Annotated in this window: 13 protein-coding genes and 2 pseudogenes; 11 read left to right on the top strand and 4 right to left on the bottom strand. The window is 52.1% G+C overall.

Translation table 11 applies throughout. The features are described from left to right. The first annotated feature begins 44 nt into the window (after positions 1-44). From AABB92_RS22190 to AABB92_RS22175, 4 genes are all read left to right on the top strand, one after another. Entirely contained in the window at positions 45-3,887 is a 3,843-nt protein-coding gene (locus tag AABB92_RS22190; RefSeq protein WP_052720689.1) for a YobI family P-loop NTPase, read from the top strand. A gap of 386 nt (positions 3,888-4,273) precedes the next feature. Next, positions 4,274-5,041, top strand: coding sequence for a tyrosine-type recombinase/integrase (locus AABB92_RS22185; RefSeq protein WP_046289569.1), 768 nt, complete (start codon positions 4,274-4,276; stop codon positions 5,039-5,041). A gap of 136 nt (positions 5,042-5,177) precedes the next feature. Next, entirely contained in the window at positions 5,178-6,344 is a 1,167-nt protein-coding gene (gene sopA / locus AABB92_RS22180; RefSeq protein WP_031377974.1) for a plasmid-partitioning protein SopA, read from the top strand. After that, positions 6,344-7,300 carry a ParB/RepB/Spo0J family plasmid partition protein gene (locus tag AABB92_RS22175; RefSeq protein WP_031377973.1) on the top strand — a complete coding sequence of 319 codons (957 nt, stop codon included), beginning with the start codon at positions 6,344-6,346 and terminating at the stop codon, positions 7,298-7,300. Before sopA ends, AABB92_RS22175 begins: the two co-directional genes overlap by 1 nt. 1,207 nt (positions 7,301-8,507) lie before the next feature. On the opposite strand, the gene umuC is transcribed toward AABB92_RS22175, so the two are convergent. Together umuC and umuD are read right to left on the bottom strand one after the other, a co-directional pair. Beyond that, on the bottom strand, positions 8,508-9,779 hold the full coding sequence (gene umuC, locus AABB92_RS22170) for a translesion error-prone DNA polymerase V subunit UmuC (protein WP_031377972.1): 1,272 nt from the start codon (positions 9,777-9,779) through the stop codon (positions 8,508-8,510). Between the two features lies 1 nt (position 9,780). Beyond that, positions 9,781-10,221, bottom strand: a pseudogene (umuD, locus tag AABB92_RS22165) (translesion error-prone DNA polymerase V autoproteolytic subunit). Between the two features lie 120 nt (positions 10,222-10,341). On the opposite strand from umuD, the gene AABB92_RS22160 reads away from it, so the two are divergent. From AABB92_RS22160 to AABB92_RS22135, 6 genes are all read left to right on the top strand, one after another. After that, on the top strand, positions 10,342-11,685 hold the full coding sequence (locus tag AABB92_RS22160) for a ParB/RepB/Spo0J family partition protein (protein WP_052720692.1): 1,344 nt from the start codon (positions 10,342-10,344) through the stop codon (positions 11,683-11,685). Positions 11,686-11,733: 48 nt separating this feature from the next. After that, positions 11,734-12,273 carry a hypothetical protein gene (locus tag AABB92_RS22155; protein WP_052720707.1) on the top strand — a complete coding sequence of 180 codons (540 nt, stop codon included), beginning with the start codon at positions 11,734-11,736 and terminating at the stop codon, positions 12,271-12,273. Positions 12,274-12,321: 48 nt separating this feature from the next. Next, on the top strand, positions 12,322-13,053 hold the full coding sequence (locus tag AABB92_RS22150; protein WP_031377971.1) for a plasmid SOS inhibition protein A: 732 nt from the start codon (positions 12,322-12,324) through the stop codon (positions 13,051-13,053). Between the two features lie 110 nt (positions 13,054-13,163). Then, positions 13,164-13,370, top strand: a complete 207-nt coding sequence (locus AABB92_RS22145; protein WP_031377970.1) for a hypothetical protein — start codon at positions 13,164-13,166, stop codon at positions 13,368-13,370. A gap of 30 nt (positions 13,371-13,400) precedes the next feature. Then, positions 13,401-13,523, top strand: a complete 123-nt coding sequence (locus AABB92_RS22140) for a hypothetical protein (RefSeq protein WP_255352436.1) — start codon at positions 13,401-13,403, stop codon at positions 13,521-13,523. 365 nt (positions 13,524-13,888) lie between these two features. Then, positions 13,889-14,878 (top strand): J domain-containing protein, encoded by a 990-nt coding sequence (locus AABB92_RS22135; RefSeq protein WP_031377969.1) that lies wholly within the window; start codon positions 13,889-13,891, stop codon positions 14,876-14,878. 53 nt (positions 14,879-14,931) lie between these two features. Here AABB92_RS22135 and AABB92_RS22130 read toward each other — a convergent pair whose 3' ends face one another. Both AABB92_RS22130 and AABB92_RS22125 read right to left on the bottom strand, forming a co-directional pair. Then, positions 14,932-15,639 (bottom strand): hypothetical protein, encoded by a 708-nt coding sequence (locus AABB92_RS22130; RefSeq protein ID WP_031377968.1) that lies wholly within the window; start codon positions 15,637-15,639, stop codon positions 14,932-14,934. 346 nt (positions 15,640-15,985) lie between these two features. After that, positions 15,986-16,654 (bottom strand): annotated as a pseudogene (locus tag AABB92_RS22125) (SOS response-associated peptidase family protein). Between the two features lie 546 nt (positions 16,655-17,200). Here AABB92_RS22125 and AABB92_RS22120 point away from each other — a divergent pair. Next, the gene (locus AABB92_RS22120; RefSeq protein ID WP_082097644.1) at positions 17,201-17,770 is read left to right on the top strand and encodes a JAB domain-containing protein; all 570 of its coding nucleotides are present in this window, start codon (positions 17,201-17,203) and stop codon (positions 17,768-17,770) included. Positions 17,771-18,631 lie beyond the last annotated feature (861 nt).

Here is an 18,631-nt window from a genome sequence, read left to right as displayed (position 1 = left end):
TTCCAGAAAATCATCATATTGCTTCAGAAAAGGACATTCTTTGGATGAAAAGAATAAAAAAATTACTAAATGATATCAATATTGCTTTTAAAGATGCATTTCATAAAAATAACCAAAATATACAGGGTGATGAGAGTGATATAAATTTAGAAAATTATAATACCCTGACTGCTAAGATTATTGACGATGCGTCTATGCAGGAATACTTCACTGCTCTAAGATATGCGATTTCGAGAAAGGATGTAAAAAATATCGCTATTACTGGCCCCTATGGCGCCGGGAAAAGCACAGTTATTTATTCATATCTGCAAAAACAGTATAAAGGGAAGTTTATAAACGTTTCACTTGCCAGCTTTGAAATGCCGGAGAGTAAAACGAAAGAAGCAAATTATCAGCAGGTTGAGCTAAGTATACTTCAACAGATTCTTTATAAAGAAAACAGCGATGTGCTGCCAGATTCACGGATTGACAGGATACTCAACAGAAACTCTAGACACATAAAAAGAATATTTATTTCTGTCATTAAATTTCTGTTACCTGCAGGCATGGCGGTATCATTAATACTTTATAAAAAAATATCTGAATTATTCAGTATACCCCCTGATTTTGGGGCTCTGCTTGCGAAATTCTATTATTTAAATATAGGTGCTGTTTTTATACTGAGCCTGATATCTCTTTACTATATTGCAGACGCCGCATCGCGAGCCGGGTTCTTTGACAAGAAAATTAAGTTAAGCAAAATTGCATTTTTGAGTGGTGAAGTCGAAGGGGCACAGGTTGAAAAATCGTCACTATTGAATAACTGTCTTGATGAAATTGTTTATTTCTTCTCCAGACTGAGTGAATACAGAGTCGTTGTGTTTGAAGATCTTGACCGCTTGAAAAATCCAGAAATTTTCATTAAGCTACGTGAAATCAATAAGATAGTTAACAATAATCTTGATGAGCACGACACGCTAAGGTTTGTCTACTCTGTCAGGGACGATGTCTTTTCAGAACCAGAATCCAGGATAAAGTTTTTTGACTTCATACTTCCCGTCATCCCTTACATGGATAATAAAAATGCATACTCTTTGCTCAATGATAAGATGGGAAGTCTTATTACAGACGGAAGACAGTGCCTTAAATACACAGCCCTTTTTATCAGAGATATGCGGTGTCTCCAAAATATTGCAAATGAATATCAGGTTTTCATTAATAATGCAGGGCATCAGAACGTCCCAATCAAGCAATACGCAATGATATTTTACAAGAATACGTTCTCTCACGATTACAGTCTCGTAGACAGAAATCTGGGTGTTCTGTATTCTCTGATTGAAAACTATATCAATAAAACCCTGCATTATGATCACTTCAATTATCTTGAGGTGGAAGAACAGGAACTTCTGGAAGAAATTAAGTCGATCAATGCGGAAAAAGCAGCTTTTCCGGAAGATATTCGCAATGAAATCATTGATCGTTTTATTCCGGAAACCGTTTCTGTACATCTCAGTTTCGCAAAAATGTCTAACTCCGGATATGGACAAAATATAACTCAGTATTCCACTGAATCACTCAGGGCCGATGAGAAGTCATTTCTTGAGTTGCTTAATTTCTCTAACACAATTGTCATTGGTCAAAAAGCTAACATTACTAACTATAATAATGAGATCACAGCGACAGAGAGAAAAGAGTTACTGAATGAATACACGAAACGTAAAAAAACAATCGGCGAAGAAAAAAATAAAAAGTATATCGCTCTTCAGGCATCATTGAGAAATGCAAGAGAAAAAATAAGAAAAAAGAATGCCATTCCCCTCTCCGAGCTAGTTCGTTCTATCGGACGCGAACAGTTTGGGGTTATTGCTGAGAAATACATTAAAGAAGCCTGCGAGCATGTTCAGACGGGGAAAGAACAGCGCCAGGCGTTAGAAAATGAAATGCTATACGGTGGCATTGATGCACTTTATTTTCTGGTGTCTGAAAGCTACATCGATCAGGATTTTATGCGTTATCGATCTATTTTCCAGGAAGGCGGAATTTCATCTCATGATAACCGTTATATCAGGAACGTTGCTCAGGATATCAGTGCTGCTGAAGCCAACGAACTCGGTAATCTGGATAGTGTTGAACTGGTTATTGAGGAACTCAGGGATTTAAACCTTATTTTCCGACCTGGCGCGTTCCACTATCAGGTAATCTCTCATCTTCTTGAAAAAAAATCACCTGTTTTACAGGAGATGATTTCCATATTATTTGGCCTGAGCGGGAAGCAAATCCTGAGCGTATTTGACGAAATCAGAAAACATGTCACCTCGCCTGAAACATTTAAAAATTTCCTGCGTATATCGATGGAAATAAACGGCTATCTGGGCCACATGCTCGATATTCTCGATGAGGCTGACGACAACGACAGCCGTACCGGGATCCTCACTGAAATCCTGGCATCTGTCTCACCTGTCGAAACTGAAGATGAGGACCGTCTCCGCCAGTTTATTGAGGCCGAAGGGAGCAGGATCATTTCTTCACTCCAGGAAAGACAGGTTCCGGGCTTTCTCAAAACCCTGGCGGAGCTGGACGTTAAGTTCAGTGAACTTTTTATACCGCTCACCAGCATTGAGTCGGAGTGCATCTCATACATTGGTCGGGAAAGTCTGTATGCGCTGAACTCGCATAACGTCGGTGTGGCACTCTTTGCATTGCTGAATAAGGATAACGTTTCCATCAAGGATGGGCAGTCGTATCCATGGACTCTGGCCAGAGAATCTGTACCTGAAATGATGAACTATTTCAGGCAGCATCCGGATGCCTTTGTGCTTCACGTGTTCAGCCAGTCGGATGAGAAAGGAGACGCCGTGCGCGAAGTTCTGTTGCTCTGCGGGCTCAGTGACGATGTAAAGGTGAATATCATTCGTGAGATGCCCTTCACTTTAAGTTCGCTTGCCGGAATACCTGATGAGCCGCAGACCACGCATGAGGGGCGAGAGATTTCATTACACGATCTGTTTTATCTCTGCGACCGGATTGAGCCTGACTGGGCTTCGCTGATGGACTACATCTGCGAGCTCTGCGATATGGATATTCTGACGGGATACCTCTCCCGTCACGCTGACGCCCTGTCATCAGGGGGGCCAGGCGTGGTTGACGGAGACAAATACGACCTGCTACATATGAAAGTGGTGTGCAATGATGGCCTTGATGAACATACCTATCTTAAACTCATCTCAAATATCGAGATCAATGAGCACCATCTGGACGCGCGGATTAGTGCAACCAACCTGAAGCGGCTTATTGACAACAAAAAGATCGCGCTCAGTACGGATAATTTCAAGCATGTTTCTGAACTGCCCGTAATTAATTTTGATAAAGATATTTCGCTGTTTATTTCCTGGTTCAGCCTCTTTTCCGATGAGTTCCTGATTAACTCTGCTCGTTATATTTTGCGCGGCGTAGACGATCGGGTTACCGGTCTACTGCTGTCGGAAATTATGAACTCTGAACTATTCAGTTTATTTACGAAACAAGCCCTGGCCTCCGAATGTGAGACTTATTATGCCGCCCTGCCCCTGAGTGATTTAGACATGCCTGAAGATGTTAAAATAGAACTCCTGAAAGTCACTGATAATCCTGAGCTTAAGGATAATTTATTCCGGTCTCTCATACTCGGCGGATTAAAGGGTAAAGAAGAGCTGCGCAAGTGCAGCCGACTGACATCGGAGCCCGGGATGGAAAAAATCTTCAATCAGTTAACCGAGGCGACGTTTGATGCTGTTGATCCCGTGCGTATGGCGGCATTCCTGACATTACTGTCCGATGCTGGCCTTATTCAGGAACCCGAACCTCGGGATAACGGGAAGTTTCATGTCAAAATTCCGCGCCGCTCTGTCCTGCCAACAGGAATAGATTAATGCCAGCGTAGGGCTCACTCTGTTCTTCCGGCCTTTCCGCTTTCTGTTATTTCAGGAAAGGCGCGCCCCGCCCCGCCGCCGGCGCTCAAACCACAACATATGCCAGGCGGCACACTCCCGACCTACCGTATCCAGGCTGAACAGGATCCCGCGCGGATCCTTTTACCCGCCCGCCCGCCAACTATCTGTTTCCGTTTTCTGGTATATTGACCTAAATCGGAAAAAGCGGATCCCGGCCGCCGCGGGTTTTTTACGTGGCCTCAGGCGCCGGAACCGGCGAAAATAGCCCCATATAAGACGAAACGTCGCTGCGTGAATTCTGGAGAAGTTTCGGGGCCATTCCCCTGCAGAATTCACGCAGCGTCGCCAGACAAACACGGAGTCATATGACGCTTCCTTTGCAGAGCAATCTCGCTCCCCCGTCCCCGGTGGCCGCGCTGCCGGACTTCGGGCGGGCGCTGGCGCTGCGCGCCATGGCGTCGGCCTACGCCGATCTGCCCCGCTACCTGCTGGCCCCCGAAATCGCCGCCCTGCTTCACCACGTCCCCGACTGGACGCAGCACGCGCTGATCAACACGTTGTGGAACACCGGCGGGCGCATCAACGAGGTGCTGGCGCTGCGCCGCCGCGACTTCCGTCTGAACGAATCCATACCTCACGTGGTGATCCGCACCGCCAAGCAGCGGCGCAGCGGCGGCGGTCGTCCGCGCCGGGGGAAGAGCGCCAACCGCGTGGTGCCGCTCTCCGATCCGGCCTACGTTGACGAGATGAGACGGCTGTTTGCGAGTACCCGGGAGGAGTTTGAGGCGGACGCGGAGACCGGCGAGCGCCGCGCCCTGCCCGTCTGGACCGTGTCCGACCGCACCGTGCGTAACTGGCTGACCCGGGCGGTGGACGATGCGGCGCGCGGCGGGATCCGGCTCAGCACCGAGGTGTCGCCGCACACTTTCCGCCACAGCTTTGCCATGCACATGCTCTACAACCACGTTCACCCCAAGGTGCTCCAGGCGCTGCTTGGCCACGAGAAGTCCGAGTCAACAGAGGTGTATACGAAGGTGTTTGCGCTGGACGTGGCCGCCGGGCAGCAGGTGCGGTTCAGCCTGGATACCGGCGCGGCGCTGCAGCTGCTGCGCGCAACGCCGGCGCCTTGGTAAGGCGAACATACGGCACCGCTCTGCGGGGCAGAATTCAGAAACTTTGCACTGAATGACGTTATTTGCAAGTTTGGTGTTGCTTTGCATTAAATATCAAGATTTAATGTGTTGATGCAAAGTTAATAAGGAGATTAGTGTGGGACTGATGAATACGCTCGACCAGTGCATCGCCGCCGGACATGAAATGACCCGGGCGATTGCCGTAGCGCAGTTTAACGACGACAGCCCGGAGGCACGGAAGATCACGCGCCGCTGGCGCGTTGGCGAAGCGGCCGATCTGATTGGCGTGTCGCCTCAGGCTATCCGCGACGCCGAAAAGGCCGGAAGGCTGCCCTACCCCGATCTGGAGATGCGCGGACGGGTGGAGCAGCGCGTGGGCTATACCATCGAACAGATCAATCACATGAGGGATGTTTTCGGGACCCGCCTGCGCCGGCCCGATGAAAGTATCCCTCCCGTGATTGGCGTGGCCGCGCACAAAGGCGGCGTCTACAAAACCTCCGTGTCGGTTCATCTGGCGCAGGATCTGGCGCTCAAGGGCCTGCGGGTGCTGCTGGTTGAAGGGAACGACCCGCAGGGTACGGCCTCCATGTATCACGGCTGGGTGCCCGACCTGCACATTCACGCTGAAGATACGCTGCTGCCCTTCTACCTCGGCGAGCGCGATGACGCCTTCTATGCCGTCCGGCCGACCTGCTGGCCGGGGCTGGATATTATTCCGTCCTGCCTGGCGCTGCACCGTATTGAAACCGAACTCATGGGGCGCTATGACGAGGGCAAGCTGCCCACCGAGCCCCACATGATGCTCCGGCTCGCCATCGAGTCGGTGGCGCAGGACTATGACGTGGTCGTTATCGACAGCGCGCCAAACCTCGGGATCGGGACCATCAACGTGGTGTGCGCGGCGGACGTGCTGATCGTGCCGACGCCTGCCGAGCTTTTTGACTACACCTCTGCCCTGCAGTTCTTTGACATGCTCCGCGACCTGCTGAAAAACGTCGACCTGCAGGGGTTTGAGCCCGACGTCAGGATCCTGCTCACCAAGTACAGTAACAACAACGGCTCGCAGTCGCCGTGGATGGAAGAGCAGATCCGTGACGCCTGGGGCGGCATGGTGCTCAAGAACGTCGTTCGCGAAACCGATGAGGTCGGCAAAGGACAGATAAGGATGCGCACCGTGTTTGAGCAGGCCATCGACCAGCGCTCCTCCACCGGCGCGTGGCGAAACGCGCTGGCCATCTGGGAGCCCGTCTGCAACGAAATCTTTGACCGCCTGATCAAGCCACGCTGGGAGATCCGCTGATGAAACGTGCACCTATTATTGCTAAAGCATCCCCCTCTTCCTCTGCGGCAGCTCCGTCCACCGCGCACGCTGCCCCGGTGGTAGATTCGTTAATAGCCCGCGTCGGCAGCATGACCAAAGGGAATTCGATTGTCCTGCCCGTGTGCGGACGGGATGTTAAGTTCACGCTGGAAACCGTGCCAGCCGGTCAGGTCGAAAAGTCCACCCGCGTCTGGGGCGGCAACGAGCGCGTGCAGGCGTTTCTGACGGAAGACGCCCTCGACGACCTCATCCCCTCTTTCCTGCTGAACGGCCAGCAGAACCCGGCGTTTGGTCGTCAGGTGAAGGACGGGATAGAAGTGGCAGACGGCAGCCGCCGCCGCATGACGGCCATCCTGACGTCGTCTGAATATCGCGTGCTGACGGGCGATCTGGACGATGAGCAGATGGACGCACTGTGCAAGCTCGGCAATGATTACCGTCCGACCAGCGCATACGAACGCGGCAGGCGCTACGCGATGCGGCTGGAAAAAGAATTTGCGAATAACATCTCGGCACTCGCCGATGCGGAAGGCATTTCCCGTAAAGTCATTACGCGCTGCGTCAACACATCAAAGCTGCCGCATGACGTGCTCTCGCTCTTCTCACATCCGGGTGAGCTTTCGGCCAGAGCGGGTGATCAATTATTTAAGGCATTTGAGGGCAAAGAATCTTTGCTGGATGAACAGGCGCAGACCCTGATGGCTGGCCGCAAAAACGGCCTGCTGTATGATGCAGATGAGATCCTGCAGGAACTGAATAAGGCGCTGACGAAAAGCGCATTTTCAGTCCGGGAGCCTGCCATTAAGAAAGATTTTGCGCCTGGTGCCTCGGCCCAGTATAAGGGCAATAAGGTGGTATTCAGTCTTGATAAAACCAGGGTCCCTGAGTCACTTATTGCCCGGTTCGAAGAACTGTTGACGCAACTGCAGCACTGATGATTTAGCTGGGACCACGGTCCCAGCAAAGGGACGTCGTTTACACCTGGGACCGTGGTCCCAGCTTCCTTTAAGCAATCGATCCACTGTACCGGGTAACATTCGGATCCGTTCAGTCAGTGCCGGCATACCTCTCCCTTTCCTGGGACCACGGTCCCGATTTGCATTCCGGCCGCCCTTCTCATCCCCCTGCACCCGCTTCAGACTTTCATTTTTATGTTCCTGCCGCTGAGCACAACACGTTATTGTTCAGGTCACCGTGACTCTGGACCAGATTATCTGACCTTCTTTGTTAACACCGGGTCGTGATCGGTGCCTGTCCGGGACCGCGGTCCCAGCCAGGTGCCGTGCATTTTTCTGCTGTGGATGAATACCCGGCTCACCCCCGATAAGAGTAATTATCAATAAGAGTAATTATCTTAACGTCTGGATTATGCCCGAATCATCACTGCGGCATCAGCATGTCAGTCATGTTTGATTCTGCCTGGGACCGTGGTCCCGGTGCGCAGTCAGGCTTCACAGTAAATCTTTCCGGCTATTTAAATGAGGTTTTCTTGCAGAGGGTTTGAGATACAGCTGTTCCCCGCTCCGGCAACTGTGTCCGAGTTTCCTCTCGCGGATTATCGGGATATACCATTTAGCCTGAATGCCGGTCATGGGCGGGGAACGATTTACAAAAAAGGAACAGCCATCACCTTTTGCCATTGGCCTACGACACAACGCACGACAGATAGTTACGCCGTCAGTCAGCCGGTGACAGAGCCTGCGCTGTTGCTGAACGCGGCTGCTGTATGCAACGGTCCGCTTGCTGGGACCGCGGTCCCAGCAAGTGGGCAGGCCGCATTCATGAATACAGTGCTTGTATCCACACGCATCCTTAACCGGCTGACATTCGCTGCGCTTTCTTACTCGTATGGTAACCGGGAGCGCGGTCCCAGATAGATAAACACCGGTCTCATATCCGGATGCCGTTCTCCAGTTCATCAATTCTGGAGGAATGTATGCTGAATCGTCCCGGCACCTAAGGTTTGCCCTGGTCGTAAAAGGTGGTGTCAACCCAAAAAGCTCGCCTGGGACCGTGGTCCCAGGCGAACTTGCTGGACGAATATTTTCAGGCTGTACTTCATTTGAAAAGCAACTGGGACTGCGGTCCCAGTTAACAGAGCACGGTGACATTGGTTACTCGATTCGTCAGGAGGCTTGCTACCTAACAGACTTTTGCCACCGGGATCTGCTTCCAGTTTGTTGTCCATGCATGACTGAGCATCTCCCGCTTCATCCTCCACTCTGGCTGGATCCCCTTTCCGGCAAACCCAATGTTGTATCGTCCTGACCTGTTCATTTTATCCATCAGATTCATCAGCGCCTCACTGCCGGGACGGGGCGTTTCATCATCAAACAGATTGAGTTGTGCAATGCCGTTTGGTCTCAGCTCATCAAGCATGATGCCGGCTTTTGCGTAACGGAAGCCGGGCCGCCAGATAGTATCGAGCGACTTTACGGCGGCTTCAATAATGTCACGGGTGTCCTGCGTGCCGACCTGCAGCCTGACATACGCAGTGCTGCCGTAACCTGGCTGACCGGTATCAAAGGGTGACGTGCGGATAAAAACCGACACGTGATGGCAGAACTGCCGATCAGCACGCAGCTTTTCGCCAACGCGTTCGGCGTAGGTACAAATGGCCTGGCGCATCGCATCATAGGTTGTAATACGTTCTCCGAAACTGCGGCTGACAACGATTTGCTGCTTTGGCGGAGGAGCATCCTCCATCTCAATGCAGGCTTCGCCGTTGAGCTCCCGTACGGTACGCTCCAGCACGACGCTGAAGTTTTTACGGATGAAAGTGGGGGAGGCACGAGAGAGGTCGAGCGCGGTTTTGATACCCAGAAGATTAAGTCGCTTGCTAATCCTGGAGCCAACACCCCAGACTTCTTCAACCGGCTGTCTGAAAAGCATCGCCTCTATGCGCCCGGGGTTATTGGGCGTTAAAGCCAGCACGCCGCGAAACTGTGGCCATTCCTTACTTGCCCACTGGGCCGATTTTGCCAGGGTTTTGGTCGGACCAAGCCCAACGCTAACTGTCAATCCGGTGCAAGATTTTACGTGCATCCGGACCATGTGGCCAAAATCTTCATAGGGCATTGTCATCTCCATACCGGTGCAGTCACAGAACCCTTCATCCACTGAATACACTTCCAGACGAGGGACCACTTCTTCAATACATGACATCACTCTGGTGCTCATTGAATGGTAGAGGGCATAGTTGCTGGAGAAAAAATGGATCTTAACGGGATACTGCTGATGCTTGATCCTGAACCAGGGTTCGCCCATTTTTACATATTTTTTTGCTTCTTGGCTGCGGGCAATCACACAGCCGTCGTTATTTGAGAGGATAGCAACCGGTGCATTTTTAAGATTAGGGCGGAAAACTTTTTCAGCGCTGGCATAAAAACCCCTAACGTCAATGAGACCGAACACGTTAGTTTCTCCGACGCGTCGTGTGAACAAAATGGATCACGACGCCAAAGATCTGCAGGGTCTCAGGATCAGGCGTAATGACCGGGTAGGCAGGATTCATGGGCTGAAGAACCGGACCGTGCGGCTTTATGAGCAAACGCTTGACGGTAAACTCACCAAAGACCTCCGCAATAACAACGTCGCCGTGTTCTGGTTAAAGTGACCGATCAACGATAAGCAGGTCACCATCGTACAGTCCGATATCCTGCATGCTGTTACCCTCAGCCCGCAGAAAGAAAGTGCTTGAGCGATGGGCTATCAGATGTTCATTGAGGTCCAGCTCCTGTTCAGCATAGTCCTGGCAGGGGGATGGGAACCCGCAGGGTACGCGCTCCAGAAAAAGAGGACGGAAGCTTGGGGGCGGATTTTGTGCCGGGTTGATGAGCCTGAGGGTGTGAAACATAATCAAATTTCCTGCCAGTGTGCTGTATATAATCACAGTAGTATTAACTGACTTTCACCACGGCGCAAGATGCTGCGGGCAGGGGAGGGGGGATAATTTTCACGAGCCCTGAAATGTCTCATGTTATTGCGCACTGAGTGTTCAAAAAATCACCATGCTGCACCGGCCTTCCGCTGGCGGGCGGTGGAGAAAGTGGAAATCGAGATGATCCCGCTGTCGCGTCTGGCGGTGTCGCCGCTGAACGTGCGCAGAAAGGTTTACGTGCAGTCGCGCATTGATACGCTGGCGGCCACCATCAAAAACGTGGGTTTGCTGCATAACCTGATCGCGCATGAGATGCCTGATGGCCTGCTGGGCGTAGCCTGCGGCGGTCGTCGCCTGACAGCGTTGCAGTTGCTGCTGACACAGGGCGTTTATCAGCCCGATCAGCTTATTCCCGTTAAGCGCGTATCTGAGGAACTGGCCCGTGCCGCCTCGATGGTGGAAAACGGTGAGCGCGAGGACATGCACCCTGCCGAGCAGATTGCCGGATTCCAGGCGCTGGCAGCAGAGGGCAAAACGCCTGCACAGATTGGTGACCTGATGGGCTACGGCTGGCGCCACGTACAGCGTTGCCTGAAACTCTCCGGCCTGGCGCCTGCCATTCTTGACGAGCTTGCTGCCGACAAGATTACGATTGAGCAGTGTCAGGCGCTGACGCTCGCCGATTCGCACGAGCGCCAGATCGAAGTGTGGGATCAGGCTTCCAGCTATTACAACCCGTCAGCCGACACCATTCGTAACCTGATCACCTCGTCAGAAACCGAAATTAGCCGTTCCCATAAGTTCGCTTTCGTGGGCAAAGATGCCTACCTCGCGGCAGGTGGTACCATCCGTGCCGATCTGTTCAGCGGTGAGGACGATGGCTACATCGACACCGCGCTGGTAGAAAGTCTGTCGCTTGAAAAGCTGCAGCAGATAGCGGAAGCAGTGGCGAAAGAGGAGGGGTTTGCCTGGACGGAGGTCAGGGCAGACGGGCGCATGCATTCCTGGGACAGTAAGGTGAAACGCTCCTATGCGGTGCCACAGGAACGCTGCCCGGACTATACCCCGGAAGAAGATGCTCAGGTGAGCGATCTGCGCGCGCAGTGGCGTCTCACCGACGATGAAGCGCTCAAGTCGCAGCTGAAAAAGCAGATTGCCGCGCTGGAAAACGCCGCGGACAAACGTCACTGGTCGGCGCTCGATAAAGGCAAAACGGGCGCGGTGGTCTGCTATGAGTCCGGCGTGTGCTTCATTCAGCGCGGCGTACAACGAGTGGCGGACCTGCCGAAGAAAAACAAACCTGAAAACAAAGATGACGTGCAGGCGATGTCTGAAGGCTATTCCGCCGCGCTGGTGCGCTCGATGTCCTGCGAGCGATCGCTTGCGGTGCAGGCCGCACTCTGTTCAAAACCGGATATATCGGTCGCGATGCTGACCTAGACGCTGTGCCGTTCAACGTTCAGCCATAGCAGTTATGACAACACCCCAATGAAAGTCAGCCTGACCGACAACAGCTCTTCGCTGGTTTCTGACTCCGCTTCTAAGAAGGAGGGCAAAGCTTGGCAGTTTATGCAGCAGCAGAAAGCGGAGTGGCAGGCGAGATTGCCCGAGCGCTGGGCGCAGGACTTCCGCTGGCTGCTGGACTGGAGCTCCGATGATGCGCTTGGGCTGCTGGGATTCTGCAGCGCCGCAACGATCTGCTCTTTCCAGGACAGGATCTATGGCAAAAGCCAGACCAGCAACCTCGATATGCTGGAGACGGCGATGGGCTTTGAGCTCGCTGACTGGTGGCAGCCGACCGCTGACGGGTTCTTCAAGCGTATGAGCAAAGATCAGATTGTGGGCGCACTTACGGAGGCGGGTAAGACAGGCAACGCCAGCGATGCGGGGAAAATGAAAAAAGGTGACGCCGCCGGGTTTGCAGAGGAGGCACTCAAAGACGCTCGCTGGGTTCCTGCGTGGATGCGACCGCTTAAAGACGATGCGGCAGAAAGCGACAGTGAAAATACTCAGGACAGCGAAGACTGACAGCGGCAGACCGCCCGAATGGGCGGTCATTATATTAGGAGAAAAGCCATGAACACGATCCCCCGTCACCTCTCACTCGTTCCTGCCTGTCCGTTCACGCTCGCCGTCAGCCTCGCCATTGCCGACGTTGAAAAGCGCCAGAAGGGCAGGGCGGCACGCGGTACGCACCCTTACGCCAGCGCCTTTGTGCGCTATTACTGCGATACCCGTACGATCAAAGCAGACCATCTGCGCCGGGTAATGCCAGAATATTCCCCGCGTGACCGCTTTGCGCCTGCTGCCGTAGAGTACATGACAGCGCTCGATACGCTGATTGCTTCCCGGGGGGAGCGCTGTCCGTCGCCGCTTTCACAGGACACCGGATCCAGGCTGTTTTCGATGACTGCGTTAAGGCTGCGTGAACGCCTCGATAAGCGCAGTTCTCACCGGGTTAACCGCCAAATTAATCAGGAAGGAAGGCTGCATGATCAGAAGCTCAGGCGCTATCAGCAGCGTCTCGCACAGGCTAAAATCGATCTGACGTTTCAGACGCCGCTGACGGTTGGGGCATGGTATACCCGACAGCAGGAACATGAGTTCTTTGAGTTCGACATTCTGCACATGGTGATGGCGTGGTTGCCGCAGTTTGTATCCTGTCAGTATCTCGATCCTGCCTGGTACTGGGAAGAGCCACTCTGGCTGCTCATGCTGGACATTCAGGCAGAGGTAAAAGCCGCGACGCCGGAGGCGCTGAATGCTGACAGGCTGGTTCTGCCAAACCGACTGACGTTTACACGCTGAATCCGGATGTCCCGCGCGCTTTCGGCTTGCGGGGCATTCTGTTGTAATAGCAGAAACTTAGCCTGATATGCAGTTTGTAGAACAGGCAATTTAATCAGGAATTTCTATTTATGAGCTTTTGGCTTCTGGCGGTGGTGCTGAACGGCATCTGGATCGGCATTTTTCAATTTGCGTTACCGGATGCGCTCAGCGTGACCGAGTTTTCGATGGGCATAATAATCTGTTTGCTGCTGGCGCGTGTGATGGCCTCGAAGGCGGAGAAGTCTACGGGCGACAAGATACTAATACCTGTTACCGGGCTGGGATTGCTCGTCTAGGGTATCTTGCTTTCAAGCAGTGGTGAAGCATTGCCGGAGGTAACGGACAGCTTTGAAGCAGTGAACACCACGATGGATGTCTGGTTAGCTTACGTAATGATGGCGCTGGGCATCATGCTGATGGCTATGGGTTACCGAATACTGCGGCGTTAAACCCGGCGGCACTGCGGGTCGTGAAAAACCGGTGCTGACGCACTGGTCGTCCCCCTTCGCCTGCGCTTTCTCTCTCCGGGGCGCTGTCTCATGTTCTTCTCTTTCTGCTACCTGCATCTGTTGATACCTCTGCTGTGGCAGAGCTGATAGTCCTGATTTTCTTTTCTCAAAACTTAAAGCATTAATAACCTGATTGCCCCCTCCGGCTCCCCGGCGTTGCCGGGTCGTCAAGACCCACTCCGCTAACCGGCAAAGCCGGGAAGCTCCGCCGGACCACGCGGCGTTCCGGGCCTTCCGGCTAGGGTCTGATGGCCGCCAGCATGCAGTGAAGATGAAATCTGGTAGTTTAAGGAATGAGTGTATTGATGTATAAAACGTCAACACAGCATGAAGAAAACATAACAATGAGAACGCATTACGATAATTTAAAGGTGTCAATGGATGCACCGATCGAAGTCATTCAGGCAGCCTATCGCACGCTTGCCAAGAAATACCATCCAGATAAAAACCCGAATAATCCCGATGCAGAGCGCATCATGCAGATTATTAATACTGCCTATGAGGTCTTATCGGACCCGGTTAAACGCCGTGAGCATGACAGCTGGATAGGAAAGGAAAACTGGCGACGTAAAGTTGAAGCTGGAAAAGGAACCTCGGAGACAGCCCAGCCTGCTTATGAACCAACCGCCACGGCAGCCCCGAGGCAGGAGCCCAAGGGTAAGCCTGAGGCGCGGTCAGCAGATCCCGGGCCGGTAAAAAAGTATGACGGGGCTTCAAACCTGAAACTGGCGGGATACTGTGTGCTTGGGCTGGTTCTCTTAATGGGCGCAGTGAAGTTTTTGGATGATAAATCCTCAGCGCAACAGGGAAGGCTGGCAGCAAGAGAAAATGATCGGATTATTATCCCTTCAGACCTCAAATTACCCACCCGTGATCCCAGTTGTGCAGGGCAGCAGGTATCCTATGCGGGCGGTGTTCTCTGGCCATCTTTCGCAAGGGTGATGTCTGTCCGTGACAAGCATACAGGTTTATCCAGCCTGACGCTCGATAACTCCCGGAACGATCAGGATCTTTACGTCAAGCTCGTTCATTCTCTGGACAGGATGAATGGCAACTTTGCCCGAGATGTCTTTATTCCTGCGCATCAGCAACTGAAGTTAATAAATATCTCAGCTGGCGATTACATCATCAAAATGATGAACATTGCCGACGGATGTGCCCAGGTATCTCCGGTTATCAGTCTGACAGAGACGAGAACTGACCGGGGGATTGAATACCAGGATCACTCTCTGACTTTCTACCGGGTGGTTAACGGTAATACACACCTTCAGTCTATGCCTTCTTCCCAGTTCTAGCCGCGGTAATCTTGCAGCGGTGGGGAATGTGTATTCAACAAATTTCAAAAAAATCAGAACGGAATTTCTTTAGCTGGCGGCACAACCTTAGGTGATTTCTGATAGGTAAAAGCGTTACCTGCTCCAGCAGCCATGTAAAAATAAAATGAGTCGTGAAAAATCTCAGTATACGTTTGTTCCACTACCTTCTGCTTTACGGCTTTGAGTAGCCCGATATGGATCAAGTAGGTGATGGCTTTGTTCAGAACATGAAGTCTGCAGTGCAGCTTTTCCATAATCGTAAATTTTCTTGCGAGCGTGTAATCGTTTCGGTTGTCTCTGGCATATAGCAGGTAGACATAAAGCTGGAGTGCGACAAGTTCAAAAGGATACCTGTTATGCATCGACTTGAAAGCGACGATAGACCGGTCCTCTGAAACAACACCCGCAAAAGGTAATTTGCACCAGCCATCCAGTAGTTCCCCCGCTACATCTACGGTATATAACTTTTTCCTGGGTGTCGGTGATAAATTTTTAATCATCTCCTTCTGGTACAGAACCTTTAGTCCTTCGTTTACCAGGGCGCGACTCAGCGATGCCGTCTCACTGATTTCAGTAAACGTCATCGCAATCGTTCTGACGCCGTCTTCGCGAGACTTGGAGAATAAAGAGAAAACGATATAGATCTTCAATGCCGCGATTGCATGAGCCGTTTCAAGATCGTTAAAGCTGGCAATACTGTTACCAACCCATAGTGAGGGCATTTTTTTCCAGTAAAGCATAACCATTCCCTCTTCAGGATTTAACGAGGTAATACATCATAATTAAAACGCTCGTCGATAATATGATGTGTGCGAGAGGCAAAGCTACCTTTGCAAGACGTTCCGCAAGCGCCACAAAATCTGATAACTTATTCATCTTTAAGTCCTCATATTTACTGTCCGATATGAGGATTATCTCAGCATCAGATTATCTTGTATCTACTCGACAAAAAACCTATCTAGAAAGATATCAAAACGACCTAAACATACAATATTATGATAATTAAGAACTATTATGAATTTTATGGTTTAGATATTCACTCTAATATGGTTCGCCGTGAACTCTAAATCCAGTGAGTATGACAGATTAACCGATATCTTTAATGAGATCGGCACCTTGATTTTTAGGGCTCCCTACCTTGCAGGAAACAGGATGCCATCTGAAATCGCTTTCCGGCAGCGCGACCTTCTTGGCAATTTCCTCTGCACGTTCCGGCGAGGTGTCTTCACTCAGCCATTCAGCTACGGCTGATGCCTTCAGCACCAGCGGCCTGCGATCGTGTATGTCTACCATGCCTTTGCTGCTGGCAGCAGTGACGATCAGGAAACCTTCTTTCCCGTGAGGGTCGTCATAGGGGGCTTTGCCTATCGCTGCAAAGAACAGCGGCTCATGGCTTTTCTGGTAAATAAAGTAAGGCTGCTTTTTGTCACCGCTTCGCTGCCACTCGTACCAGCCGTCTGCAAACACAACGGCGCGGCCATGGTTCCAGAGTGGCTTAAACATCCGGCTGGAGGCGGCGGTTTCACCGCGTGCGTTAATCAGCGGCTGTTTATCCCACCATTCAGGGCCATAACCTCAGTACACCGGGTCTAGTTTCAGTTCGCCGTCACGCTGGTTCAGCAGTAACACATTCGTCCCTGGCGCGACGTTGTAGCGACCGATGGGTTCCGGATCGTGAACATAGTCGCTGTCGGCTATGCCGAGTGCGTCTAAGTACACGTCCCGACTCTGGTACTGCGCAAATCGTCCGCACATAGTTTGTTCCTCCTCCATTAAGGATAGTGGCTCCTGCAGCGGCGTCCTCATGATGTTATTCAGGATTAATCGCCCTTAACTCATGGCCCCCTCCGGCTCCCCGGCGCTGCCGGGTCGTCAAGCCCGACTCCGCTAACTGGCAAAGCCGGCAAGCTCCGCCGGACCGCGTTGCGTTCCGGGCCATTCGGCTGAGGTCTGATGGTAATAGCCAAATCAACTCCTGCAGCTGGCTGGCACCAGCGCGTTCACTGGCCACGAATGACCGTGGCCGCTGAGGGCCGGACCGGCGATGCGTCGTGCCGTCCGGGGCTGCTTCCTGTTCATCGCCTGCTGTTCTGTTTCGTTTCCCGATGTCCTCTGCCGTGCTGAAACCTGGCACGCGGGCGTCCTCACGCAAGGGTCGCTCACTAAACGGCTGCTCCCGGTCCCGTTGGGCTGCGGCCTTGCCGTTTCCCCTGCGTTCAGCCGGGTTCCCGCGCGCCGGTTATGCGCTTACGGCGACGGAACTCGGAGAAACATCACATGAAACTGAACGGGAGAAACAACATGTCACAGCAGAACGTCAACACCTCGGCTCCAGAATCTGAAGAATCATCACTGGAAAATGTCACGGATAACGTGCGCTTTTTCAGTCGGCTTCACGTGCGCGATACGCAGGGTAATTACGTGATGGCAACAGACAACCAGATCCTGGCCGAAGCGGTGCTGGCGATTGACTATCGTTATCCCACGGGCACCACTTTTGACTCATCTTCAGTGTCTGGCGAGTTTTTCCGGGCGAAACTTGCGGGGCGCTGCCGTGAAGTGTTTGCAGTGGCGTTTCTGAATAACCAGCATCAGCTGCTGGCCTATGAGGAGATATTTGAAGGATCCATCGCGAGTGTTGAAATCCACCCTCGCGAAATTGTTCGCCGGGCGCTTGAGCTAAATGCCGCCGCCGTTATTCTGAGCCACAACCATCCGTCGTTCACGCCAGAGCCATCCAGAGCAGACATCACTATCACGGGGCGCCTCAAAACGGCGCTAGAACTCGTGGCGGTGAGGGTTATCGATCACATTATCGTGGCTGGCAACGACACGGTATCACTGGCGGAGCGGGGGCACCTTAACGGCTGAGTCATCGCCTGGTCATTCCAGCAGGGCGGGGGCTACTCCGCCTTTTTTTGGCGCGCTGAACGGCGGGCGGCACTGCGTGCCGGGGAGAGCCGGTGCTGACGCACCGGTCATTCCCCTTTGCTTGCGCTTTTTCTCCCGGGGAAGTGTTCTTACTCTATTTTATCTTTGCAGCCTGTGGCTGTTTATCTCGCTGTGGGGCGACAACTGCTTATCTGATATTCAGTCACTTAAAGGCAAACGCATTAAAAGCCTGGTGGCCTCCTCCGGCTCCCCGGCAGACCGGGTCGTCAGCCCGACTGCGCTAACCGCCGGGCGGTAAGCTCCGCCGAACCGCGAAGAGATGCGTTTCGGGCCTGCGGCTTGGGTCTGATGGCTAATTCAATAAACAAAGGCACCATAATCAATGCCAAAAGGTTAATGCTTTTTTCATCCGAGTCGTTTGGGGGATTTAGGGCAGTACAAATGGCCGCTATGAGCGCATGCTGTGTGGAAACTGTTTTGGCCGCTTAATCTGCGTAAAACAGGATTGAAAACTGCGCTTATACGTAAATTTGGCTCAGCTAACCTGTCGATTAATTACAGATTTTTCGTAGATGCGCGCACTTCAGTTTTAGGTCAGAGTTTTCACACAGCCTGAGCGAAGAGCGGAAGTTCGCAATCATTACTCATTTCTAATGATTGGAATGACTCCAAGCCCATAGACAAATCTGCCTTAGATTTTGAGCATACAAGAAGTCTAAGGACTTGGTACCATTCCACTATAGCCCAGCATCAACAATTAAAGCCTGTTATTTCATTAGCAGGCTTTTTAATCTTAGCCTTGTGGCTTTTAACTTTCATTAAACAAAAAAATCAACAGCT

Source organism: Pantoea brenneri (assembly GCF_038594305.1).
Classification (GTDB): domain Bacteria; phylum Pseudomonadota; class Gammaproteobacteria; order Enterobacterales; family Enterobacteriaceae; genus Pantoea; species Pantoea brenneri.
The sequence above is the reverse complement of the archived record's forward strand: the minus strand, read 5'-3'. Positions and strand labels throughout refer to the sequence as shown.

Coding starts and splice junctions, on each gene's coding strand:
- AABB92_RS22190 (WP_052720689.1), top strand. CDS start 45: ATGAAAAGAATAAAAAAATTACTAAATGATATCAATATTGCTTTTAAA.
- AABB92_RS22185 (WP_046289569.1), top strand. CDS start 4,274: ATGACGCTTCCTTTGCAGAGCAATCTCGCTCCCCCGTCCCCGGTGGCC.
- AABB92_RS22175 (WP_031377973.1), top strand. CDS start 6,344: ATGAAACGTGCACCTATTATTGCTAAAGCATCCCCCTCTTCCTCTGCG.
- AABB92_RS22160 (WP_052720692.1), top strand. CDS start 10,342: ATGTTATTGCGCACTGAGTGTTCAAAAAATCACCATGCTGCACCGGCC.
- AABB92_RS22155 (WP_052720707.1), top strand. CDS start 11,734: ATGAAAGTCAGCCTGACCGACAACAGCTCTTCGCTGGTTTCTGACTCC.
- AABB92_RS22150 (WP_031377971.1), top strand. CDS start 12,322: ATGAACACGATCCCCCGTCACCTCTCACTCGTTCCTGCCTGTCCGTTC.
- AABB92_RS22145 (WP_031377970.1), top strand. CDS start 13,164: ATGAGCTTTTGGCTTCTGGCGGTGGTGCTGAACGGCATCTGGATCGGC.
- AABB92_RS22135 (WP_031377969.1), top strand. CDS start 13,889: ATGTATAAAACGTCAACACAGCATGAAGAAAACATAACAATGAGAACG.
- AABB92_RS22130 (WP_031377968.1), bottom strand. CDS start 15,639: ATGCTTTACTGGAAAAAAATGCCCTCACTATGGGTTGGTAACAGTATT.
- AABB92_RS22120 (WP_082097644.1), top strand. CDS start 17,201: ATGTCACAGCAGAACGTCAACACCTCGGCTCCAGAATCTGAAGAATCA.